General features: G+C 46.5%; 19 protein-coding genes. 7 read left to right on the top strand and 12 right to left on the bottom strand.

Annotation, left to right across the window (positions count from 1 at the left end):
* Window positions 1-44 precede the first annotated feature (44 nt).
* Complete coding sequence (gene rsmH / locus DVG78_RS07580; RefSeq protein ID WP_114460493.1) at window positions 45-947, bottom strand: 16S rRNA (cytosine(1402)-N(4))-methyltransferase RsmH; 903 nt, start codon at window positions 945-947, stop codon at window positions 45-47.
* A 456-nt stretch (window positions 948-1,403) separates the two neighbouring features.
* On the opposite strand from rsmH, the gene DVG78_RS07575 reads away from it, so the two are divergent.
* Window positions 1,404-2,696 (top strand): thioredoxin family protein, encoded by a 1,293-nt coding sequence (locus DVG78_RS07575; protein ID WP_147277015.1) that lies wholly within the window; start codon window positions 1,404-1,406, stop codon window positions 2,694-2,696.
* A gap of 98 nt (window positions 2,697-2,794) precedes the next feature.
* Here DVG78_RS07575 and DVG78_RS07570 read toward each other — a convergent pair whose 3' ends face one another.
* The 3 genes from DVG78_RS07570 to DVG78_RS07560 form a co-directional block, all read right to left on the bottom strand.
* Window positions 2,795-3,106 (bottom strand): hypothetical protein, encoded by a 312-nt coding sequence (locus DVG78_RS07570; protein WP_199563217.1) that lies wholly within the window; start codon window positions 3,104-3,106, stop codon window positions 2,795-2,797.
* 299 nt (window positions 3,107-3,405) lie between these two features.
* A complete protein-coding gene (locus DVG78_RS07565; protein ID WP_114460491.1) occupies window positions 3,406-3,726 on the bottom strand; it encodes a 2Fe-2S iron-sulfur cluster-binding protein in 321 nt (106 codons plus the stop codon).
* A 22-nt stretch (window positions 3,727-3,748) separates the two neighbouring features.
* On the bottom strand, window positions 3,749-4,753 hold the full coding sequence (locus tag DVG78_RS07560; protein WP_114460490.1) for an NAD(P)/FAD-dependent oxidoreductase: 1,005 nt from the start codon (window positions 4,751-4,753) through the stop codon (window positions 3,749-3,751).
* 202 nt (window positions 4,754-4,955) lie between these two features.
* Between DVG78_RS07560 and DVG78_RS07555 the strand changes: the two genes are divergently transcribed.
* From DVG78_RS07555 to DVG78_RS07545, 3 genes are all read left to right on the top strand, one after another.
* Window positions 4,956-6,293 carry a DUF3472 domain-containing protein gene (locus DVG78_RS07555; RefSeq protein ID WP_229598162.1) on the top strand — a complete coding sequence of 446 codons (1,338 nt, stop codon included), beginning with the start codon at window positions 4,956-4,958 and terminating at the stop codon, window positions 6,291-6,293.
* A gap of 32 nt (window positions 6,294-6,325) precedes the next feature.
* Window positions 6,326-7,681 carry a M28 family peptidase gene (locus DVG78_RS07550; RefSeq protein WP_114460488.1) on the top strand — a complete coding sequence of 452 codons (1,356 nt, stop codon included), beginning with the start codon at window positions 6,326-6,328 and terminating at the stop codon, window positions 7,679-7,681.
* Window positions 7,682-7,805: 124 nt separating this feature from the next.
* Window positions 7,806-8,357, top strand: coding sequence for a DUF2911 domain-containing protein (locus tag DVG78_RS07545; RefSeq protein WP_114460487.1), 552 nt, complete (start codon window positions 7,806-7,808; stop codon window positions 8,355-8,357).
* On the opposite strand, the gene DVG78_RS07540 is transcribed toward DVG78_RS07545, so the two are convergent.
* The gene (locus DVG78_RS07540) at window positions 8,344-9,069 is read right to left on the bottom strand and encodes a 3-keto-disaccharide hydrolase (RefSeq protein ID WP_114460486.1); all 726 of its coding nucleotides are present in this window, start codon (window positions 9,067-9,069) and stop codon (window positions 8,344-8,346) included. The two genes, DVG78_RS07545 and DVG78_RS07540, sit on opposite strands and share 14 nt — an antisense overlap.
* 415 nt (window positions 9,070-9,484) lie before the next feature.
* Between DVG78_RS07540 and secA the strand changes: the two genes are divergently transcribed.
* Entirely contained in the window at window positions 9,485-12,841 is a 3,357-nt protein-coding gene (gene secA / locus DVG78_RS07535; protein WP_114460485.1) for a preprotein translocase subunit SecA, read from the top strand.
* Between the two features lie 260 nt (window positions 12,842-13,101).
* Window positions 13,102-14,742: a M1 family metallopeptidase gene (locus DVG78_RS07530; protein ID WP_114460484.1), complete on the top strand. Its 1,641-nt coding sequence runs from the start codon at window positions 13,102-13,104 to the stop codon at window positions 14,740-14,742.
* A 99-nt stretch (window positions 14,743-14,841) separates the two neighbouring features.
* On the opposite strand, the gene DVG78_RS07525 is transcribed toward DVG78_RS07530, so the two are convergent.
* The 5 genes from DVG78_RS07525 to DVG78_RS07505 form a co-directional block, all read right to left on the bottom strand.
* Window positions 14,842-15,618: a glycosyltransferase family 25 protein gene (locus tag DVG78_RS07525; RefSeq protein ID WP_114460483.1), complete on the bottom strand. Its 777-nt coding sequence runs from the start codon at window positions 15,616-15,618 to the stop codon at window positions 14,842-14,844.
* A gap of 79 nt (window positions 15,619-15,697) precedes the next feature.
* A complete protein-coding gene (locus DVG78_RS07520; protein WP_114460482.1) occupies window positions 15,698-16,057 on the bottom strand; it encodes a hypothetical protein in 360 nt (119 codons plus the stop codon).
* A gap of 54 nt (window positions 16,058-16,111) precedes the next feature.
* Window positions 16,112-16,630: a hypothetical protein gene (locus DVG78_RS07515; RefSeq protein WP_147277014.1), complete on the bottom strand. Its 519-nt coding sequence runs from the start codon at window positions 16,628-16,630 to the stop codon at window positions 16,112-16,114.
* Window positions 16,631-16,715: 85 nt separating this feature from the next.
* On the bottom strand, window positions 16,716-17,591 hold the full coding sequence (locus tag DVG78_RS07510) for a DMT family transporter (RefSeq protein WP_114460480.1): 876 nt from the start codon (window positions 17,589-17,591) through the stop codon (window positions 16,716-16,718).
* Between the two features lie 141 nt (window positions 17,592-17,732).
* Window positions 17,733-18,926 (bottom strand): glycosyltransferase family 2 protein, encoded by a 1,194-nt coding sequence (locus DVG78_RS07505; protein WP_114460479.1) that lies wholly within the window; start codon window positions 18,924-18,926, stop codon window positions 17,733-17,735.
* Between the two features lie 272 nt (window positions 18,927-19,198).
* Here DVG78_RS07505 and DVG78_RS07500 point away from each other — a divergent pair, with 272 nt between their 5' ends.
* The gene (locus DVG78_RS07500) at window positions 19,199-23,023 is read left to right on the top strand and encodes a carbohydrate-binding protein (protein ID WP_114460478.1); all 3,825 of its coding nucleotides are present in this window, start codon (window positions 19,199-19,201) and stop codon (window positions 23,021-23,023) included.
* A 115-nt stretch (window positions 23,024-23,138) separates the two neighbouring features.
* On the opposite strand, the gene DVG78_RS07495 is transcribed toward DVG78_RS07500, so the two are convergent.
* Both DVG78_RS07495 and DVG78_RS07490 read right to left on the bottom strand, forming a co-directional pair.
* Window positions 23,139-23,924 carry a glycosyltransferase family 2 protein gene (locus DVG78_RS07495; RefSeq protein WP_114460477.1) on the bottom strand — a complete coding sequence of 262 codons (786 nt, stop codon included), beginning with the start codon at window positions 23,922-23,924 and terminating at the stop codon, window positions 23,139-23,141.
* Between the two features lie 84 nt (window positions 23,925-24,008).
* Window positions 24,009-24,800, bottom strand: coding sequence for a glycosyltransferase family 2 protein (locus DVG78_RS07490; protein ID WP_114460476.1), 792 nt, complete (start codon window positions 24,798-24,800; stop codon window positions 24,009-24,011).
* Window positions 24,801-24,821 lie beyond the last annotated feature (21 nt).

Here is a 24,821-nt window from a genome sequence, read left to right as displayed (position 1 = left end):
GTCAACTATTTTGCTAATGACTGTTATAATTGCTACTTGATGACTTACAATTTTTCTGCGATACGCAGTTTTGCGCTGCGTGCGCGGGAGTTTTTGGCAATCTCTTCGGCTGATGCTTCAATGGGTTTACGCGTGACTGACTGCAAAGGTTTAAGGTCATTGCCAAACAAATCTTTTTCTACTTCTCCGTAAAACTTGCCTTTGCCGATAAAATTTTTCACCAACCGGTCTTCCAGCGAATGATACGACATCACCACCAACCGACCTTTGACTTTGAGTACTTCTGCCGATTGCGTCAAAAAATCCTGCAATGCACCCATTTCGTCATTTACTTCAATGCGCAGCGCTTGAAATACTTGCGCAAAATATTTGTTTTCTTTCCCTCTCGGCACGCAGCGTTGGAGGCTTGCCTTCAAATCATTCACGGTTTCGAGTGGTCCGTTGGCGCGGGCTGCCACCACCGCCAAAGCGGCCGTTTTGGCATTTTGTAACTCACCATACATGCCAAAAATACGGTGTAATTCTTCGGCCGAATAACCATTGACAATATCACGCGCCGAGACGCCACCACGCGGGTTCATGCGCATGTCTAAGTTGGCCTCAAAACGCGTCGAAAAACCGCGCTCGGGCGTGTCAAATTGGTGCGACGAAACCCCCAAGTCTCCCAAAATTCCATCCACTTGCTTAACGCCGTACAAGCGTAGGTATTTTTGAAGAAGACGAAAATTAGCATCCACAAACGTAAGACGCTTATCATCAATCGCTTCGGCATTGGCCCGGGCGTCGGGGTCTTGGTCAAAAGCAAACAGACGACCTTTTTCTCCGAGCTGTGCCAAAATGGCCTTTGAATGCCCTCCCCCGCCAAATGTCACATCTACATAAACGCCCTCGGGACGAATTGCCAAACCTTCCAGACACTCCTCCAGTAATACAGGATTATGATACATTTTTTAATATTTAGTAGGGGCAAGCCTTGCGTTTGCCCCAATATAATTTGCGGGTGACAACACCCGCAAAGGCACAATCATCGCTTTGCCTCTGCTTGATTGAGACTTTTGATAAGCAAAAAAAGATTGCTTACGCCTATACACAGTCAGTGAACAACCGCAAAATTAACGAACTTGATGAGATACGGGGCAGAGTTCGTCAAATTAACTGACGAACGGATTGGTAAAAAATAGTCACAGGGGGTAATGACAGTAATTTCTCGTAAGGCAAAGATAGAAATTTGCCGAAAACAGGAACGAAATCCATACTTTCTTTTTTTGGGAAAAGAATCGTAGGGGCGGGGCCGCGTACCGCTTACCTCCGCCCATCACCAGTTCTAATTAAACAAAATGGTACGTTATTTGATATAAATCCGTTAATTTTCCAGCACGTTGGCAAAGAATCAAGTTTTGTGCATGCAGACACCGCTAATGCTGCCCCAAATCCATTTTATCATTTGTTCTATTCTCATGAAATCTACGTTGTTTTCCCTTGTTTTTTCCTTTTTGTTTTTTCCAGTTTTGAGTCAGGGCATCAAATTTGAAGAAGGTAATTTTCAGCAATTGGTCAACTTGGCTCGTCAGCAAAACAAGCTGTTGATGGTGGAAGTGTACCTCAACGGTTGTCCTCACTGCGCGGCGTTGGCCCCCGTATTGCAAGAAAAAAAGGTTGGCGAGTTTTTCAATCCTGCCTTTGTGAGCAGTAAAATAGAAGCCAATTCGCCCATTTCTAAGGAATTACAACTGCAAAAAGGCATTACTTATCCCGAATTTCCCTTGTTTTTCTTTTTTGATGCCAACGGCCAATTGATTCACCAAGCGGCTCCTGCTGAGCGCCCCAACCGCGCCGAATTTATTACCGAAGTCATTAAACACGGAAACGAAGCCCTCACTCCTACGCTGCGCACGAGCAACTACGCCGCCCGCTACGCTAAAGGTGAACGCGGACTTGAGTTTTTGGTCAATTATGGCAAATATGCCAAAGCCACCAAAGACATAACGCGCCAAAGTCAAATCGGTAACGATTTTGCCAAGTTGCTCACCAAACCCGCCGACATGGAAAGCGCCAACGGTTTTTACATTATTTCACGGTTAATCAACGACTTCCAGAACCCGCTGGCCAAACATTTTTTTGCCAACCTGCCCAAATATCAGAAATACAATAACGCCGAAAATCCAAAAGCGGTCAAAGACGCCGCCGAAGCCATCATTTACAACACACTTTACGGGCCGCGTACCAACAGCCTCAAGGCGTCGGAAGTGGTGGCCATGCGGGAAGCAATGATTAAACTCGGCAATCCCGCCAAAGTGGTTGCTCCGCGCACGCTCTTGAAGGAATTGGAAGCGCATTTCCGCGAAAAAAATACCCCAGCCGCCACTGCCCGTTTCAACGAATACCGTAAAATTACCACGATGGATTTTTTGGACTACTCTTATATTGTTCGTCTTTTCAACGAAAAAGCGACCGAAAACTCTTACGTACCTTCTTTGATTTTGTGGGTAAACGACGGGGCTAAATTATTTAAAACTTCCAACGCCAACCATACCAAAGATAAGCTGGCCGACTTGTACAATGATTTGTCAAAAGCCTATCTCAGAACAGGAAAAAAAGCCGAAGGTAAAAAGGCCGCTCAGGAAGCCCTGAAGATTGCGAAGGCCGCAAAAATTGACACAAAACCTTACGCCGACCAGTTGGCAAAGTGCAACTAAACTTACCCGTTCATCCAAACAAAAGCGTCGCCATCTAATCATGGCGACGCTTTTGTTTGGAGTCTTAAACTGGTGAATGATACCGCTGAAAGTTCGGATTAAAGAATCAAAATCAGCAACAACACGATGATAATAATGGCACCAACAGAAAGATAAACACCGTTATTGGCCGCCATTGCTTTTTTGATTCCCTTTACTTCCTTCCGCACGGCTTTGCGCTCGCTGCGGGTCAAATTGTCGGGTTCCATTGCTTTAATTTCTTCCAAGCGTTTCATCATTGCCTCCGCTTGCGCGGGGGTCATTGTTGACGTCGAAGTTTTCTCTGAGCCAGAGCTAGCCGAGTAGCTGTTAATCGTCATTCCAATCGTCATCAAAAGAACAGGTACGAGGTTTTTTAGTAATGCCTTCATTGTTGGAGAGCGTTTATAATGAGTGGAAAGATTTACAAAAACAGGCCCTTTAACACAGAATGGTTTTGACGTCACCACACCCTGCTTGTTAAAAACATGTTAAGACGTATATACGATTAAAGTGACCAACGTAGCAGGCATTATGAACAATTTTAGAAAGTATTTTGAACAATACATTTTACATGCTGATAATTAGACACTTACCCGAATTTATTTTAGAAAATATTTTAAAAAATAGGCATAAAAAAAATACTCCCTCACCGCGAAGTGGTGAGGGAGTAAGACGATAGCAGGAAGCATTAATGCTCTTCGCCGCGAATCTTGAAAGTAGTCCCTACCATGGTTTCATCCACACGCAACTGACACGCCAAACGGCTGCACGAAGTGGCCGAGGGCAGGGTGTCCAAAATATCCAGTTCGGCATCACTGACGGGAGTCAGGCTGTCGCCACCGTCCAAAATTTCAACGTGACAGGTAGCGCACAGCGCCATGCCACCGCAGGTAGCCAAGATGTTGTACTCAGAGGCCTTTAAGACTTCCATTAAATTTAAGCCAATGCCTTCGGGAATTTCGAGCGTTTGACGCTCCCCTATTCTATCTTCTATGGTGAATTGTATCATTTTTGTAGTATCTGTAAGGTAGTTAAAAAGCGTTCACCCCGTTGACCGTCGTATATTTAAAACTGAGATGTTGGTTGGGATACACAAATTTGAAGGCGCTTTGGCACATCATAGCCGCCTCGTGAAAGCCCGTCAAAATGAGTTTGAGTTTCCCAGGATAGGTGTTGATGTCGCCAATTGCGTAGATACGCTCCACATTCGTGGAATAGTCCAAAGTGTTTACCTCAATCGCTGATTTATTGATGTTCAGACCCCACTCAGCAATCGGCCCCAGTTTGGGACTTAAGCCAAACAGCGGAATAAAATAGTCAGAAGGCACCGCGTAGCTATTTTTGTCTTTACCCGCCACCACCACTTCTTTCAGGTGCCCATTACCGTTCAAACTCACCACATTTGATTGTAAAATGAGGTTAATTTTCCCCTGCTCGGCCAACGCAAACACTTTTTCGGCCGAGTCGGGCGCTCCTCTGAACGTATCGCTGCGATGAATCAGGGTCGTGGTCTTGGCGATGTCGGCCAGATACGCCGTCCAATCCAACGCCGAGTCGCCGCCACCCGCAATGACAATTTCTTTGTTTCTGAATTTTTCGGGATTTTTCACCATGTAAGCTACGCCTTTCCCTTCAAAATGCTCCAAACCGGCAATCTCTGGTTTGCGGGGCTCAAAGCACCCCAATCCGCCCGCAATGACCACCACCTGGCAATGCACTTCGGTAGCGTCAGCTGTCTTGACAATCATTGAGCCATCTCCCTGTTTATCAATGGCTTCGACCCGTTCTCCCAAGGTAAAACTAGGATTAAAGGGGGCAATTTGCAGCATTAGATTATCCACCAACTCCTGCGCCTTGATGGTGGGATAGCCAGGAATATCATAAATGGGCTTTTGGGGATAAATTTCTGACAACTGTCCGCCTATTTGCGGCAAGGCATCAATCAGATGGCACCGCATTTTCAATAAACCTGCTTCAAACACGCTGAACAAACCAACTGGCCCCGCGCCAATGATGCATACATCTGTTGTAATCATAACCTTTGGTAATTATTTGTACGTTTAGCCAATAAGAACTTATCTAATCGCTTTTTGTGCTTTGTTTCTTAATTTGTGCCCAAAAGTAAATTATACTTGATTCATGCGCCAATCATAAAAACCTATCTTTTATAACCAATAGTTATAACGACACGTAACCGGCAATTTAAGTCCATTAGTTTTATCAGCAAACCGTCTTTTTTTGCAAGAACTAAAACCAACTCCTTCTCTGATGACTTCTCCCTCTAAAATCATTTGTTTCATCGTTGCGGTCTTCTTCATCAGTTGCCGAGCTACTTCGCAAACGATTCCCAACGGCCACGAAGACAATAAACAAACTATCCCCATCGGCGGAAATGCGTGGCTCATCAACGCCATTAAATCGGAGAAGATAACCAAAAATGGGTTTGAGCAATGGACTAATCCCTCCACCATTTGTCGAACATTTTTGAGGGTAAATCAGGCAGGAAAATTGAAGGTTTCCGTCACGATCACGGCCAACGGAGAAAGTAAAGCCACCGTTGCGGTGGCGGGCAAAACGCTACCCGTTATGATTGCTTCAGAAGGAACGCAGGAATATTTTGTTGGCGAATGGGCAATCAAAGAACCTGGCTATTTAAGCATTGATTTACAAGGCATTTCTAAAACAGGCGCGACGTTTGGCGCGGCACAAAGCATCAGTGTGAGCGGAAGTGCTGTCAATACCGAAACCGTTTTTGTGAAAAACAATGTCGGCGAATATTTTTATTGGGGACGTCGTGGGCCATCCGTCCACTTGAATTACCCACTGCCCGCCAATGAAGACATTGAATGGTTTTACAATGAACTTACCATTCCCCAAGGTCAGGACGTCATGGGTTCTTATTTTATGGCCAATGGTTTTAAGGAAGGGTATTTTGGCATTCAGGTCAATTCTCCCACCGAGCGGCGGATTTTGTTTTCAGTGTGGAGCCCCTTCGAAACCGATAACCCCAATGCCATTCCCGATGAACAAAAAATAGTGATGCTCAAAAAAGGGCCTGATGTCTACACGGGCGAATTTGGCAACGAAGGCGCAGGCGGGCAGAGTTACCTGAAATACAACTGGAAGGCGGGAAATACCTACAAATTTTTGCTCCAAGGCAAACCCACAGCCGACAATTACACTGCTTATACCGCTTACTTTTTTGCCCCAGAAGAAAATAAATGGCGATTGATTGCAAGTTTCAAACGCCCAAAAACGTCTACGTACTTAAAATCTTTGCATTCATTTCTGGAAAATTTCATCCCCGAAACGGGTAACACTAGCCGAATGGGGTTGTACAGTAATCAATGGGTTCGTACCACAGCAGGACAATGGAAAGAACTCACCGAAGCCAAATTTACGGGCGACAACACCGCCCGCAAAAACTACCGAAAAGATTACGCGGGCGGCCTTTCCAATGGCAGCTTTTACCTGCGCAACTGCGGTTTTTTCAACGATTTTGTCCCGCTCGACGGCACATTTAGGAGGGATGCCGCAAATAGAATTCCGACGATTAACTTTTCGGCGTTGCCGTAAGTTACTTTATTATCAACCTTCAATCAAACCGTATGAAAAGAACAACTACTCTCCTCCTACTCTGCACCCTTTTGGCTTTTAATGGTTCTGCTCAACAGGTCATCCAGCGCGACCCGATGATTTCGGCCATGCTGGCAGAGGTCTCGCCCGACAGCCTGCGTAGTCACATCGACAAGCTCGTTAGCTTTGGCACTCGCCACACCATGAGCACCGTCTCCGACCCCAAACGCGGGATTGGCGCGGCACGAAAATGGGTTCTGAGTCGTTTCAATGAATTTGCCAAACAATCTGGCGGACGAATGACGGCCACCATTGATACATGGATGCTCCAACCCGACGGACGGCGTGTGGATCAACAGCAGGAAATCGGCAACGTAATGGCCACCCTCAAAGGCACTGACCCCAACGACGACCGTATTTTTATGGTCAGCGGGCACATTGACAGCCGCGTGAGCAACGTCAGTAACCGCGAATCTGACGCCCCTGGGGCCAACGACGACGGCAGCGGCACCGCCGCCGTGATTGAATTGGCGCGTGTGATGAGCAAATATTCCTTTCCAGCCACCATCATTTTTGTGACCGTCAGCGGAGAAGAGCAAGGTTTATTGGGGGCCAACCATTTGGCCGAGCGCGCCGTAAACGAAAAATGGAACCTCGAAGCTTTGCTCAACAACGACATCATGGGCTCCAACCACAGCCCCGACACCCGCCTGATTGACAACACCAAAATCCGAATTTTTAGCGAAGGTTTATCGGGCTTTGAGACCGACAAACGCGCGGCGGGCGTGCGGCAATACGGGGCCGAAAACGACGGCAAGGCCCGTACATTGGCCCGTTATGTAAAAGAAGTGGGCGAACGTTACGTCGATAATCTGGAAGTGCGGCTTATCTACCGCAACGACCGCTACCTGCGCAGCGGCGACCATACGCCGTTTGTCAATCGTGATTTTGCGGCGGTACGTATCACCGAAATGAACGAAAACTTCAACAACCAACACCAAGATTTGCGTACTGAAAAAGGCGTAGAATACGGCGATTATGCCAAAAACATGGATTTTGAGTACTTGCGCAAAAACACTTGCCTCAATTTAGCATCGCTGGCCAACTTAGCCAAAGCACCCGCCATGCCCCAAAACGTGACGCTCGAAGCCCGCAATCTCACCAATACTACCTCTCTTTTTTGGCAAACGCCAAAGGCTGGCAAAGTAAAAGGCTACTACGTGCTCATGCGCGAAACGCACATGCCGTTTTGGCAAAAGAAGTTTTTTACGGACAAAAACGGCCTAACCTTGCCGTATTCCAAAGACAATTACTTTTTTGCGGTGCAAGCTGTGGGCGAAGAAGGGCACGAAAGCCTGCCCGTGTTGCCCCGCCCAAGTATGCGATGATATGGAAAACGGAAAAAAGGAATACGGAAAAAGGATTGTTCAAAGTTAGTTTTGTATTTTCGTTCTCCTTGTTCCGTTCTTCCTTTTTTCCAATAATAATCTTTAATTTCTAAAAACAAATACAATGAAAAAGACCAGCCTCATTTATTGCCTGTTAAGTTTACTCGCATTGGGAGCCTACGCGCAAGGTTTTAGAGCCGTTGACAAAAGTTCTCTGGACTACGCTTATTTCCCTGACAATTTTGCCCACGACCGCAAAGATGGTGAAAAAGCCCTCGTGCGGGTCACTTACAGCCGCCCCGCCAAAAATGGCCGTGAAGTATTTGGCAAACTAATCCCTTACGGTAAAGTATGGCGTACGGGCGCCAACGAAAATGCCGAGATTAAGTTTTATCAAGACGCCACCATTCAAGGCAAAAAAGTAAAAGCGGGTACGTATTCGCTCTTCACTATCCCCGGAGAAAACGAGTGGACCATCATTCTGAATTCTGACCTCGATTATTGGGGGGCGTTTAAATACAAAGAGGCCAACGATGTGGCACGCTTTACGGTGCCTGCAAAGAAATCGACAGAGGCCCCGATTGAGCATTTTTCCATCCAATTCCCCAAAGGCACCGACGCCATCATGCGCATGGGTTGGGACAATACCATCGTGGAAGTTCCTATAACTTTCTAAGTTTGAGATTGCGGTACCAAACCGTGCTGCCCCAATCCTGCAAACCCAACAATCCAGTAAAAACGCCCTGAGCAATCGGGGCGTTTTTTAATCCGCTACCCGCCACGCGCTGCTTCCAATCGGCGCTTGCCAAATCGTGTTCTTGCACCACAAAGCCATTGAGGGTTACAGTCAATTTCTTTTTACGGACGCTAAACACTACCGAATTCCATTCGCCCACAGGATTTATTTCCCGAATGCGGGCGTTGGCAACACCAAAAAAATCGCCTGCGCGGTGTTTGTTTTCCGCAGCTCCTTCGTAAATTTTATCGTCAAGTATCTGCAATTCCAGCCCCGTATCGTGCATATTTTTGTATTGAGCCGCCTCTTTGACAAAAAAGAAAATACCACTGTTGGCCAACGGGCTTACTTTCCAATCGGCCTTAAATTCAAAATCGCCAGTGATGGGCACTTCGCTTACAATATCGCCGCCGTTGGGAGCTTTGTTGCCCGCGCGTTGGGGAACGTTCAGTTTCAATGCGCCCTGCTCCACAATCCACGCCGAGCCAATGCCCTTAGTTCCGTAAGAATGCCAACCGCTGACGTCTTTGCCGTTGAAAAGCAGTTGCCAGCCTTCTCTTTTTTCCTGTGCCGAAAGCGTGTTGGGAGATTGGGCGTTGGCAAAAAAGCCAGAAAGTACTAAAAAGAGAATAGAAGCGGTTTGTTTTAACATGGTAAATAGGCGTTTAGTGTCTTGGCTTATAGAAGTAATTTAGGTCTTATAATTACTTCTTTTAAACCCGATTACCGTTTATTATATAGGTAAAAAACCCATTGGCAACCTGTCAGCGCATTTTTGTTTCACTGCCATTTTGTCCTAATAAAATATTGTAGCGCGAATATTGTTATTAAACTATTGACAAAAAGCTAACTTTGCGAAAAAAACAAGGGCATGGGCGCGATATTGGTGAAACCAGCTAACGAAGTATAACTTGACATCTATGAGCCCTGATTATATGGGTAGTATCTAGAACCAAGGGTCAAAATGTTAGAAACACCAACATTCACTTAAGTAAAGGCATTAAAAAAGGCATTGAGAAAATGTCTTCCAACTAAGTAGTTAAGAAACTGAAAATTACCATTTTGAAATGATAAAATTCCTCACTAAAAGTTTTACGGGATTGTTCGGGACGAAGGCCGATCGCGATTTGAAAGAACTCTCCCCATACGTAGAAAAAGTAAATACTGAATTTGCCAAACTACGTAACCTCAGCCACGATGAACTGCGTAATGCGACCCAAGAACTCAAAACATACATTGCGGGCCAGCTTAAAACCATAGATGATCAAATCGCCGCTTTGCGCCAACGCATCACCGACGATGTCGAGATGGATGTGGATGCCAAAGAAGAGATTTTCAAGCAAATTGACGCCCTGGGCTTAGAGCGCGACAAAGAACTGGAAAAAGTTTTGCTGCATATTCTGCCCACTGCTTTCGCCATTGTGAAAGAAACGGCGCGGCGCTTTACCGAGAACGAATCCATTGAGGTGACGGCTTCGTTCATTGACCACGAATTGGCCGTCAAGAAAAACCACATCACCATCAACGGCGAAAAAGCCATTTGGAATACTACTTGGGATGTAGCCGGACACCCTATCAAATGGAACATGGTTCACTATGATGTTCAAATCATCGGGGGAACGGTGCTACACCAAGGAAAAATCGCCGAGATGGCCACGGGAGAAGGTAAAACGCTCGTTGCTACCTTGCCTGCCTTCTTGAATGCCCTGGCGGGGCAGGGAGTACATATTGTAACCGTCAACGACTATCTGGCCCGTCGCGACAGCGAGTGGAACGGTCCTTTGTTTGAATTTCACGGGTTGCGCGTCGATTGTATCGACCGCCACCAGCCCAATACCTTTGCGCGTCGTCAGGCGTATTTGGCCGATATTACCTACGGAACCAACAACGAGTTTGGCTTTGACTACCTCCGCGACAACATGGCGCACAGCCCCGAGGAATTGGTACAACGCAAGCACCATTTTGCGATGGTCGATGAGGTTGACTCCGTGTTGGTCGACGACGCCCGTACGCCACTCATCATCAGCGGTCCAGTACCGCGCGGCGACGAGCAGGATTTTGCCGAACTCAAGCCCCGCGTGGCGCGCATTGTGGATGCCCAAAAACGCCTCGTAACGGATTTGCTCAACGAAGCCAAAAAGAAAATTGCGGCTGGCGACAAGAAAGAAGGTGGTTTGGCGCTGTTCCGCGCCCATCGCGGTTTTCCAAAATACAAACCACTCATCAAATTTATGAGTGAAACGGGGATGAAAACCCTGATGCAGGAAACCGAGAAAATTTATTTGGCCGAAAACCAAAAACTGATGCCGCAGGCCGATGCTCCGTTGTATTTCACGATTGAAGAAAGAAACAACAGCATTGAGTTAACAGAAAAAGGATTAGACTACATCACTGGTGAAAGCGAAGACACCGCCTTTTTTGTGATGCCAGACTTATCCATTGAGTTAAATATCATTGATAAAGACCCTGAACTTAACGACCAGCAGAAACTGATTCGCAAAGAGGAAGTCATTCGTGACTATTCAATCAAGACGCAGCGTGTCCACACGATTCAACAATTGTTGAAAGCCTACTCGCTTTTTGAGAAAGATGTGGATTACGTGATTATGGACGGAAAGGTCAAAATCGTGGATGAGCAAACGGGCCGTATCATGGAAGGCCGCCGTTGGTCAGACGGTTTGCACCAAGCCGTAGAAGCCAAAGAAAACGTAAAAGTAGAAGACGCTACCCAAACCTACGCCACCGTAACGCTACAAAACTACTTCCGTATGTACCACAAACTTTGCGGTATGACGGGTACGGCCGAAACCGAAGCGGGAGAATTCTGGACCATTTATAAATTGGACGTGGTAAGCATCCCGACCAACATCCCCGCCGTTCGGAAAGACGAAGAAGACAAAGTGTACCGTTCGGTACGCGAAAAATACAACGCCGTAGTAGACGAAATCGTCGAACTCGTTGGCAAAGGGCGTCCAGTACTGGTGGGTACAACTTCGGTCGAAAACTCGGAGTTGTTGAGCCGAATGCTTACCCTACGCAAGATTCCACACCAAGTATTGAACGCTAAGCAGCACCAACGCGAAGCCGAGATTGTGTCGGAAGCAGGAAAGCCCGGCACCGTGACCATCGCCACCAACATGGCAGGTCGGGGTACCGACATCAAGCTGACCGCCGAGTCGAAAGCAGCGGGTGGATTGGCCATCATCGGTACCGAGCGCCACGAAAGCCGTCGCGTTGACCGTCAGTTGCGCGGACGGGCCGGTCGCCAGGGTGACCCAGGTTCGTCGCAGTTCTTTGTGTCGTTGGAAGACGGCCTGATGCGTATGTTCGGTTCTGACCGGATTGCTGGCGTGATGGACCGCATGGGTCTGGAAGAAGGCGAAGTGATTCAGCACTCTATGGTGTCAAAATCCATCGAGCGAGCGCAGAAAAAAGTGGAGGAAAACAACTTCGGAACGCGTAAACGCTTATTGGAATATGACGACGTCATGAACATGCAACGCGAAAATATCTACAAACGCCGCCGCAATGCCCTATTTGGCGACCGTTTGGCCATTGATATTGCCGATACCATGTACGACGTAGCCAACGAAGCGCTGACCAATACAGAAGATAATTACGAAGAACTTGAATTGGCGGCCATTACCAATTTTGGCATTGAGCCTCCATTTACCCGCGAAGAATACGCCAAGCTCAAGCCCGAGCAACGTACTCAGCGCCTTTACGACGCGGCAGAAAAGCACTATCTGACCAAAAACAAAGTCATTGCAGAACAGGTATTGCCCGTGTTGAAACAAATATCGGCCGAGCGTGGCGCCACCATCAATGAGATTGTAATTCCGTTTACGGATGGCATCAAGGGAACCCAAATCGGCGTGAATCTCCAAAAAGCCATCGAGACCAATGGCCGCGAGATTATCCACGAAATGGAGAAATTTGTAGTACTTTCGCTTATCGACCAAGAATGGAAAGAGCACCTGCGCGACATGGACGATTTGAAACAATCGGTACAAAATGCCGCCTACGAGCAGAAAGACCCCTTGTTGATCTATAAGTTCGAATCCGTAGAGTTGTTCAAACGACTGATGACAAAAGTGAATTTTGAAACCATCAGTTTCTTAATGAAAGCGCACATTCCGCAGGAGGAAGCACCACAGCAAGCACCACGCCCAACGCGCCGCACTGAGCCGCAATTGCAGACCAACCGCCACGACGACGAAACCGAAGAAGAAACCACTGGCGGCGGGCCTAATGCCTACGCCGCCCGTCAGGCAGAAAAGCAAGCACCTGTGCGTACCATCAAAATTGCCGACCGTAATCAAAAAGTAACGGTGCAATACCGCGACGGTCGCGTGGTAAAAGATGTGAAATACAAAAAAATTGAACACGAGGTAGAGCGCGGCGACTGCGTCGTAATTGCCTAATAATCTTATAGTTACATTTCAATAAAATTCTTTTAAAATAGCATTCGCTAAATATTTTCAAAAAAAATAAAAAAAAATGTAACCAACCACATCACTCGACGTCTTAACAATAGAGTTTTTCATAACGTTGAGTAAAGATTTAAAATCCGATTGGGCTTCCCGTTCGGATTTTTTTTGTGCCCTGAAAACGGTATTATTGTCCGACCAAAAACAATCATCAACACCTAACACCCAAAAAGGCTTTTAATCTACCGTTTCCTATGAAAGTCCTCTACACCTTTGCGCTTGTTTTTTTACTTCAGCTTGCCGCCTCCGCCCAAACCTATATTTTTACCCATGATGACACCCTTCGTGGCAGTATTACCAAAGAACGCGCTTGGTGGGATTTGCAGTTTTATCACCTCAATGTCCGCGTTCAACCCCAAGACAGCACACTCAACGGCAGCGTAACGGTGCGCTACAAAGTACTCCAACCTTACCAAACCCTCCAAATTGACTTACAGCGTCCGATGAACATCAGCCGCGTAACGCAAGATGGGCAAACGCTCTCTTTTCGCCGCGACGGCAACGCGTTTTTCATTGATTTAGTCAAAAAACAGGAAGCCCAAAAACAAGAATCGTTGGTCATAGAGTACAACGGCCGCCCACACGTAGCCAAACGCGCCCCATGGGATGGCGGATTTTCGTGGAAAAAAGACAAAGACGGACTGCCTTTTGTCGCTACTTCTTGCCAAGGGTTGGGTGCCAGCGTCTGGTGGCCCTGCAAAGACCACATGTACGATGAACCCGACAGTATGCGCATCAGCGTGACGGTACCTAAGCCCTTAATGGATATTTCAAACGGCCGCTTGCGGAGCATTACCGAGAATCTCGACGGTACGCGCACCTTTGACTGGTACGTTCAGAACCCCATTAATAATTACGGTGTGAATGTCAACATCGGCAACTACGTGGCGTGGACTGATACGCTGAATGGCGAAAAAGGTACGCTGGATTTATCGTTTTACGCACTCGCCGAAAACCTTGACAAAGCCAAAACTCAATTTCAGCAGACAAAACCCATGCTGCGCGCTTTTGAACATTGGTTTGGTCCCTACCCTTTTTACGAAGACAGCTACAAGCTCGTTGAGGTCCCTTACTTGGGCATGGAGCATCAAAGCTCGGTCACCTACGGCAACGGATACAAAAATGGCTATTTGGGCCGAGATTTATCCGCCACGGGCTGGGGCCTAAAATGGGATTTTATTATTATTCATGAATCTGGACATGAATGGTACGCCAACAATATTACCTACAAAGACCAAGCGGATATGTGGATTCACGAGAGTTTTACTAACTATTCCGAAAACCTGTATACTGAATATTACTACGGTAAAGAAGCGGGTAGCGACTACGTGATTGGCTGCCGAAAATTGATTCGTAATGACAAGCCTATTATCGGCACCTACAACGTAAACCGCAGTGGCTCGGGCGACATGTACTACAAAGGCGGCAATATGCTACACACGATTCGTCAAATCATCAACAACGACGAGAAATGGCGCGGCATCCTGCGCGGAATGAACAAAACGTTTTATCACCAAACCGTTACAACCCAGCAAATTGAGGACTACATCAGCAACGAAGCGGGTATCAACCTGAGCAAAGTGTTTGACCAATACCTGCGTGATATTCGGATTCCAGTACTTGAGTACCACATCGAGAAAAAGAAACTTTCGTACCGTTGGAACAACGTAGTCGAAGGATTTGACATGCCAATCAAGTATAAAGCTGAAAACGGCGAATGGAAAACCCTGAAACCGACGACCCAATGGAAGTCCATAAAAGTTAAAAAATCATCCGCGCTTGACGTAGACCGAGGATTCTACATAGAAGTCAAAAAACTCGCTTCTGCTTCATAAATCGTTGAGAAAAAGGGGAAGTCGTACTTACATCGCCGAATAGCGAATGGGTTTGATTTCCCTTTTTTCTGGACTCTATTCATCCTGATTTACATTTTTCTACGACCAAATATAGGAATCTGCGTTAGCGTGCCCCCTCGCAAAATCTTCCTGATCAAAAAAGGTGGGGCGGCAAATAAAGGCGGCAAGATTACCTCTGATTACCTCGTGCGTCATCAGTTCATCGGCTCTTGAATACAGAGGGGTTTGTGCTTTCAGGAGTTTTTCAGCCGCCGATTTTGATACAGCATACGCGTGCGTACAATCGTGCAAACCAGCAATGCGTAAATTGGCCGAGTAAGGTTTTGGATATAAATTATTGACGTGGTGGCGGGTGAGCCACTTGTAAGCTCGGAAAGTTGCCAACAATTTATAAAACTGCTTTTTACGCCAATGTTTCGGCGTTATTTCTTCATTTTTCAAAAAACCAAGATACACCAACTCCCAATGTTCAGGCAGTTGATTCATTGTCGTAAGCAGCAGTTCCAGCATCTGAAGTTTAGGCACCACGTCGTCTTCAAAAATCAGCACGCGTTCGTGGCCTTCTTGTACAATTTTTTCGTAAAGATTTCGGTGCGACCAAGCGCAGGCGATTTCACCCAACGATAATTTGCTGTGCCTATGACGATTGAATTTTACCGCTTTGGCTTCATCATACACGCCCGACTTAATGGAGTCTGACAGGGTAAAGTCATTTTTATCTACCGCCCAAAAGAGCTCATAGTTTAACCCCTCAAGATGCTGTTTTATAGCCTCCTGTCGGTCAGCGGCACGCCTTAGGGTGACCACAAAAACTCGGTCAAAATAACCGTTCAAAAATTCGTAGACTGATTTCATTCCTGACCAATAAAGTGTGAAATAATGAGTCTGCACCCGTGGGCGGCAAACCTTTCAAACAGTCAGAAATGGTGATGGATTAAACGTAGGCGGGCACGTTGTAAATACGCTCGTAGAGCAGGCTATTCAATTCAAGCATAAATTTAGTCCCTTCCAGCAATTCACGCAAGTGGACCAAGTCACAAAGGGCTAATTTTAGCGAAAGATTTGCTTGCGGGGCCTCAATGACTTCAAAGTCATATTCGTCCGAAAGGTTGAAAATCATCGCGTGTAAATCTACTTTGTCGACTTTCTGCTTAAAATTCAGAAAATCGTTGATTCTGAAAGCCATTTTATACCCTGCAAATTCTACCATAATTCGGGCCGAACGATCACATTGATAGGTCGTGCCTTTTGAATTGGTGTAAAGTTCGTTTATGTAGGTTGCTTCACTAATCATCACGGCAAATATACGCGATTTTATGCTCTTTATTTAGAGTCAATCAAAATAAACCTAAAAACTTGGTGTTTTATCCGCCAACAGTACCGTATCGGCCACGGCACCAGTGCGAGGTGCGCCCGCCTCAATCCAACGCCGAATAAATTCAATTTGGCCTTTATAGAGGGCTTTTCCATTTAGGGGCATGGGCGTACCGTAGCTTTTGCCGCCGTGGTGCGCGCCACCCTCCCAGTTAAGTTTGTGAAAAAGTAAACTTTGCAGCGAAAAATACGGCAAGACACGCTTCAACTTATCTTCCACCGCATTCTGATTTTTAGGGTCTTTATTGAATAAATAATCGTAGGATTTACCCGTGGCAAGCACCAAACCATGTTGGCTGAAGCTGGATTCTTGCTCCGAAGCGTGGCAGCCCGAAGTGGCACAGGTAGGCGTAAAAATGCGTTCCTGAATTAACTCAAACGAGGCTTTTGCGACGGGCACCGTTGTCGGCTCTTCGTTTTTCTTACAGGCATTGAAGGCCATCCCAACGATTCCTATAAGCAATATATTTAGTAGTAAAGGTCTGATGCTCATACCACAGTTTCTTTTTAAATGACCATTATGATTAAAAAGTAAACGAAAATGCATTCTTTTTGTTACACCCTCTTATCCCTACGGTTTACTTCATCGTCGTCAGTAGTACTCCAGCCAGTACCAACACCCCTCCGATGATGGTTGTCAATGTCAGTTCTTCTCCCAAAAGCGTAACGGCAATAATGGCCGCAAAAACGGGGGTCAGGTTTCCAACAACGGCGGCTTTGGTAGCACCTATTTTTTGGACGGCTTCATAATACCAAATAAAGCCGAGCGCCGTGGCAGTCATTGCCATGTAGACTACTGCTGCTAAAGCCTGCCAGCTTGATTGTTCCAAACGTTCGATTAACCCATGTTGAAGCGCAGGGATAAACAACAAAACCGCCCCAATCAGCGTCGAGAAAGAACTGAGCGACAGCGCAGGAATGGTTTTCAGGGCTACTCGGCCAATGAGCGTATAAACCGTCCAACTCAAAACACAGCCCATGATGAGCAATTCACCCAAGCCCCAAGTTGTGTTGGAAAGAAGGGAGGAAAAATCACCGCGAGCAAGCACCACAGCGGCCCCAAAAATAGACAACGCAATACCCGCCCATTTGATAACCGACACCTGCTCCCCCAGAAAAAGCCAACTCCCCAGTGTAATCGTAATGGGCGCAAAGGCAATAACGAGCGAGGCCCGCACCGTGGGCATGTACTGAATACCACTGAAAAAGAACAAGTTATACAAAAACACCCCCATCAATGCCGAGATAAACACCAGCCCCCATTGCTTAGGGGCGAGCGAAGGAATTTTGCCGTTGGTTTTGTACAGATAAGCCATCAATAACAGCGCCCCGATGACAAACCGCATAAAGGCCGTTGAATAAGGTCCTAAGGATTGAACGGCGATTTTGCCCGCCGCGAAATTAGTGCCCCAGAAAAAAACGGTAGCGATGAGTTTGAAGTAAGTAAGACGCATGAACAAACGATAAAGGAGGCTTTTTGAAATGTACTGTTTAGAGTACAAAAAAACACCGCCCGAAAGTTCAATGCTACCCGCAAATGAAACCTTGAAATAAGTGCCCTTTGAACGAATTTACCCAACTATCAAAGCCTTTCTTTAAGGCGTTTTTGTTTCGGTTTCTCCGTGGGGTGTTGGCAAAAAGCTTTTACTAGCGGCCTTGATGTTGAGCAAAGAGCGCACCATTCGGAAAATCAATTGAAAAAGGAGAAGAAAATCTTTGGCAGAAATTTTCTTCCAAAGATACCCTGGAATAGAAATCGCAAGGGTAAAGGCAAGAACGCCCAACAGACTCCCCATCGTGACTAAAATCGGAATATTTAAGAATACCAAACCTATCAATACGCCCAGTCCTAAAACCGCCAGCAACAACGTACGCGGCATAATCAACCCTTTCAGATAAGCATTGAAGGCATGAAAATTTCCTTTAAACAGCTGCGCGAATCCCGTCGTAAAGTAAAACTTAATAAAGTGAATCTGGGCCGCAATCCACCGAGAACGCTGCCGCTCAAAGACCGCTAGGTTTTGTACTTTTTCGTCATAAATGTACGCGTCTTTCAGGTAGGCAATATGAAACCCATCCAATAACAAATTCATTTCCAATTCTTTATCGTACCCTCCAATGCTTTGGAGGCGACTCATTCCGTGCATCATTGCATCGGGTACGAAAGCCATCCCTGACCCAATCAACGAAGCCGACATGCCCAACGCCCGCTGACCGCCGCGAAAAAGATGATTATTGACCTCTTCGTTCATCGCATCAAAAACCGCCACACCCGTATTGGTATTTTTGGCCACCCGATGCCCCTGTACCACTTTCCAGCCTTGGTCAAAGGCCAAATTGATGCGTTGCAAAAAATCGGGGCGCATGTGATTGTCGGCGTCGGAGACCATCACTATATCGTACGTATTGCGGGGAAGTTGGTGCAGCGCATACGCAATTGACTTTTGCACTGTAGATTGCTCAAATTCTACCGTAATGACTTTGATGGGATAAGTCGCCAGTTTTTGGAGGGTTTCGGGCAAAAAAGAATCTGCAATGACAAACAAATCAAAATAACTTATGGGATAGTCCAGTTGAAGGTTGGCCTCCACCGAATCAATAATCACTTTATCTTCTTTGTACGCTGGTATCAACACCGCGATTCTTCTTGTCTGCGTGGGTTTGGTTGAAATGGGAACATCGTCGGCTTTACCTAAACGACCCGCCACCGCCGATAACAACAAATACAAAACATTGAATACCAAATAGATAACTATTGGCATCAGGAGAAAATATCCAAAAAATTGCATTAGGAAGATTGTATTTTCGGTGGAAATAAAGCGTTTTTTTTCAATCGTTGAATAGTCATGGCAAAATACGCTTAATGTATTTCAAAAAAAACTAACCGCTCTAATAAAAAGATGTAAAAATAACCCACTCTTTCAGGATGAACATTCCTAAAAGTTATATTTCTAATTGTTTAAGTACAACAATGACCCTAATCTTTTGATATTACTTCAATTATATTTAACTAATATGCCAATCTATGAAAGTATTACAACTTCAACGTTTATAAAGCTTTATGAAAAAACTCTATCTAAATGTAATCCTGCTGTTATTAACCATAAGCGTTTGGGCCCAAAAGGCCATTCCAGGCAAAATTGAAGCTGAAGCATACGACGCCATGAGCGGCATTGCAACTGAAACTACCCAAGATACGGGCGGTGGCCTAAACGTAGGCTGGATTGAAGACAATGACTGGATGGACTATAATGTAAATGTTCCAGTCAGCGGGACGTATAAATTCAGTTTCAGAACCGCCAAGGGATTTGGTGATGGCACCCTTGAAGTAAGAACCGCCAACGGTGCGGTGCTGGGTTCGGTCGTTTTGCCGTTTTCAGGCGGCTGGCAAGGATGGGGCACATCGAGCATCATTATTCCACTCACGGCAGGACAACAAACCTTACGCATTTACGCCAAATACGGCTCATGGAACTTCAACTGGTTTGAAGTAGAAAAATACAACGCCATTCCGGGCAGAATCGAAGCCGAAAACTATGATGTCATGAGCGGCATCAATACCGAAAACACCCAAGATACGGGCGGTGGTTTAAACATTGGCTGGATTAACGACGGCGACTGGATGGACTACATAGTCAACGTGTCCGCTTCAGGAATTTACACCTTCAGTTTTAGAGTAGCCAAAGGATACGGCGACGGTACCATTGAAGTAAAATCTGCCACTGGCGCGGTACTTGGCTCCATTGTGTTGCCCTACACGGGCGGGTGGCAAGGATGGGCCACGGCCAAGGTTTTTATTCCTCTCTCGGCGGGCCAACAAACGCTGCGTATTTATGCCAAGCACGGCGACTGGAATTTCAACTGGTTTGAGGTCACGGGCAGCCGACCGATTCTTGGAAAAACCGAAGCCGAAGACTTCGACGTTATCAGCGACGTAAAACCCGAAAATACCCAAGATGTAGGCGGGGGATTTAATATAGGTTGGATTGATGACAATGATTGGCTCGACTATCATTTCAGCGTCGACGAAGCCGCCACCTATAAGTTTACTTTTCGCATCGCCAAACCTTACGGGGATGGCAAACTCGAACTCCGAAACACTACAGGAGGCGTTCTGAGCGCCCTTACCCTACCCATTACGGGAAGCTGGCAAACCTGGGATACCGTCAGCACTACGGTTGCGCTGCCAGTAGGAAAGCAAATTATTCGAATTTATGCCGTTAATGGCAGTTGGAATTTCAATTGGTTTAACGTAACGAAAGGGGCTAATACCCAAATTCAGTCGGTGATTAGTTTCGGAGCGTTACCCCAAAAAACAGTCGGTGATGCCCCCTTTGATTTGGTCGCCTCCAGTAACCAAAACCAAATGCCCATTACCTTTACTTCTTCCAACCCAGCGGTTGCTTCGGTATCCAACGCCACTGGTGTCTGGAAAGCCACCATTCTGACGGCGGGTACGACCAGCATTACGGCTTCGCAAGCAGGCAATACCAGCTATCTGCCAGCCAATAATGTTGGCCAAACCCTGACCGTAGTTACCGCTACTCCACCGCCGCCGACCTATACTGGGGTTAAAATTCCGATTCAAGCCGCCCGCTGGTACCAGCTCAATAACGCGCCCAAAGGTTTGGAAGGCTTATTTGACAACGTGACCGACGTGACCGTGCATACTGGCTTTAGCAAAGTATTGGAAAACTATGACGCATACTATCCGCTTTTAGAAGGCGAACAAATGACCATTGACCGTATCAAATTCTTTGACGGTGAAGGCTCTTTTGCCGACAAGCCCATGACACTTTCGATTATCACCAGCGATTGGCGGCGGGTTCCTATTGCGACGTTTAAGGGGGAGGTGTACAACGGCTGGGTAGGTCCTTATTCGGGCCGTTCTACCACAGGCGACGCGCAATTCAACTTAGACTCGGCCATTACCAATGCGCGTTATTTGGTCATTAACGCTTGGTGGGGCTATCCTACCGAAATCGAATTGTACGGCGCATATACACCACCCACAACAACATCAAACGGCCCTTACCGCCAAAAATCCATTAAATTGAAGGAAATGATTGGCGTAAACGCGTTTGAGTGGGATTTTGAGGAAGCTTGGGACAACCGTATCAGTGAACCCAAACTGAAGGTCATGAAGACCTTCGGCGTTATACGGCACTATGCTGACTGGGAGAAATTGGAACCCAACGAAGGAAAATACACCTTTAACCCAACCCATAGCGGCAGCTGGGATTACGACGGCTTGTATACACGCCTCAAAGCGGAAGGTATGGAGGTATTGGCCTGTTTAAAAACCATTCCACCGTGGATGACCGCTACCTATCCCGAAGGTGAAAGAGACTCAGAAAACGTGCCAGTTCGTTACGGAAAAAACTTTTCTGAGCCAGCTTCGTACATCGAGCAGGCCAAATTAGCGTTTCAATACGCCGCCCGCTATGGAAATAACCCAAACGTAAACCCTGCCTTGCTGAGTGTAGACCCAAGCCAGCGATGGAACGGCGACGGTATTAACGTAGTGAAGATTGGGTTGAATCTAATCAAATACATGGAATGCGACAACGAGCGCGACAAGTGGTGGAAGGGTCGTAAAGCCTACCAAACGGGCCGTGAATACGCCGCCAATTTGTCCGCTTTCTACGATGGTCATAAAAACACGATGGGCCCCGGCGTAGGTGTAAAAAACGCCGACCCTTCCATGAAGATTGTTATGGCTGGGCTGGCGTCTCCCTTTATTGGGGTTGATTACATCAAAGGAATGATTGACTGGTGCAAAGAATTTCGCGGGTACCGCCCAGACGGAAGCGTAAATTTGTGTTGGGACGTGATTAACTACCATTTTTATCCCGATAATTCATCTTCTACACAAGACGGGACTGGCACACGCGGCGTGGCCCCAGAAGTGTCAGCAGCGGGAGTAGTGACCGAAAAATTCATCCAATTGGCCCAAAAAGAATCGCAGGATATGCCCGTCTGGATGAGCGAAACTGGCTACGACGTCAACCAAGGAAGTCCGCTAAAAGCCATTGCCATCGGCAATAAGTCGGTGTTGCAGACCCAAGCCGACTGGATATTGAGAAATGCCCTTTTCTACGCCCGCAAAGGCATCGAACGGGTTTATTTTTACCAAACTTACGACTACGACATCAATAATCCGACCCAATTCGGCTCTTCTGGACTACTCAACAACAACCAAACGCGCAAACCAGCGGCGGATTTTCTGTACCAGACCAACCATCAATTTGGGCAGTATACGTACAAAGAGACCCTCCAAAACGACCCCATCATCGACCGCTATGAACTCAACGGAAAATCGGCCTACGCGCTAGTTATTCCCGACGAAACAGGTCGAACGGGCTCGGCAACGTTAAATTTGGGAAGCGCCACCTCGGCCAAAATCTACACGCCAACCATCGGTAGCGACACCATGAACGTAGAATTGGTCAGTACCACGCAGGGGCAATTGACCGTCACCGTGACCGAAACGCCTATTTTTATCGTAGCCTCCGACCAAGTCGTCAGTAATACCACCGACTCTACATCGACTCCAGTAGCCCGCATTGGCGACAAAACCAACGCCACCTTTGCACCGAAAGAGTTGGTTGCCGAAACTGTAAAACTGCACGACATCGTCACCGTCTACCCTAACCCCTCTACCGATTACGTACTGGTTTCGTTTGAAAGTACCAGTCGTGAAAAATTGCAGGTACGCATTTTCAATGCCAATCTGGGCATCCTCCACCGAGAAGCAACGTTTACTAAAACGGCACCTTCATTTTCCGAAAGGTTGGACGTATCAAATTTACTGCCAGGTGCTTACATCATCGAGATTCAGCAAGGCAACCAACGTGCCTTCCGTAAAATCGTAAAAGCGCCTTAATATTCCGTACATCTCACTAAAAACCCCCGCGAAGAGTTTCTTCGCGGGGGTTTTTAGTGGCAAAAAGCTATTTATCGGATAGTGCAGCTGGTTTTGAGAAACCTGCTGCACTATCCTAATGCGGGCGGGTAAAGCGTAAATCGTAGTTGTATTTGATTTGTCGATACAGCGTCCGCGCTAGGCGTATGAATGGGTTATTGCTTTGTTGACGCCAGTTATTGCGCTGCACCGTGCTGGGTTCATTGTCCGAATTTACTTGGTCAAATAGCCCCTTGAAATCATCATAAAACAGACCCGTACCTTTATTTTGAATGAAGGCCAGGCACATCATATACTCCGCTTTGTCCGACTTAATCCCTTCTACATAACGGCCAAATTTGTTCAAAAACGTGCTACGACGCAGGTGCGGGTGGTCGCTGTAGAAGTAAATTTTATCGTATTTGGCCGACCAAGGTTTGTACACCATTCGCGAAAACCCTCCTTTAAACGGCTCCAAATGGGCATATTCATAATAGGCATAGAAGCGCACCATGTCCAAAGATGCATCGTCATTGAGAAACCCAAGCGCCGCTTTCAGCTTGGGGATAAAGGCGGGTTTAGGAATAAAATCCTCCTGCACATAGAGCGTATAAGGCGTTGTAACGGCCTCCTGTCCTTTGTTGAGGTTATTGGCCAACCCTTTGTTTTTGGGCGTCGTAATGAGCCGAAACGGAAAACGTTTACGCATCTCTGCCATGGCCTCTTGATGCTCTGGCTTGCTGGCATCATCTGAAACCACAATGTCTTCAAATGAACAAGAAATAGCATCAAATGCTTTTAGCAAACGTTCCAGCGAACTGCTTCGATTGTAATGCGTAATGAGCAATGTAACGCCAGAAAAATGGTTCTCCGCTTTAGCCATCGGGTCTATCTTTTAGAAAAATACACATTCACCGCCGTCTCGGCTACTTTTTCAGTAAGCCTCTGACGACCAATACTGTACTTTTTATTTGAAAGTAATAAGTTCAACTGTGTTTTTTAACAATCGGAATTTTAAGTAAAACCACCGCAAGGCCATAAAAGCAGGATTGGAGCTTTCTCGCCAACTACTTCGCTGAATGGTACTGGGTTCATCACTGGAGTTTTTTTGGTCAAAAAGGGTGGTAAATTCATTAAAAAACAGACCTTTACCCTTCTTTTTTAGCACCGACAAACACATCAAAAACTCGGTTCTGTCCGATTTAATGCCTTCGACATACTTGCCAAACTTGTCCAAAAACGTGCTTCGACGCAAATGTGGGTGGTCGCTATAGTAGTAAAATTTCAGGTGGTCGGTGTACCAAATCAACGGTTTAAACACCATCAACGAATAGCCTTTGCCGTGGGGTTTGAGGTACGGATAGACAAAATAGGCGTAAAAACGAACAATATCCAGCTCATTATCTAGCTCCATAAACGCCAACGCATCTTTAAAATGCGTCACGAAGGCAGGTTTTGGCACAAAATCTTCCTGAACGTACAGTGTGTAGGGCGATTTTACCGCCGCTTGTCCTTTATTGATGTTGTTACCCAACCCTTTGTTTTGAGGTGTCGAAACCAACGTAAATCCGTATTTTTCTTTCATCGCCTCTACCGCCTTAAAATGCTCAGGCTTACTGGCATCGTCAGATACCACGATGTCGTCAAAAACGCAACCCAAGTTTTGAAATGATTTTAACAAACGCTCCAACGAACTGCTGCGATTGTAATGCGTGATGAGCAACGTGACACCTGCAAAATGATTGGCAGAGGCTACCATAAGTTTAAAAAGATTGGCAAA

The organism is Runella aurantiaca (genome assembly GCF_003339505.1).
Taxonomy (GTDB): Bacteria; Bacteroidota; Bacteroidia; order Cytophagales; family Spirosomataceae; genus Runella; species Runella aurantiaca.
Note: the sequence above shows the minus strand (reverse complement) of the source record. Positions and strands in the feature narration are given on the sequence as shown.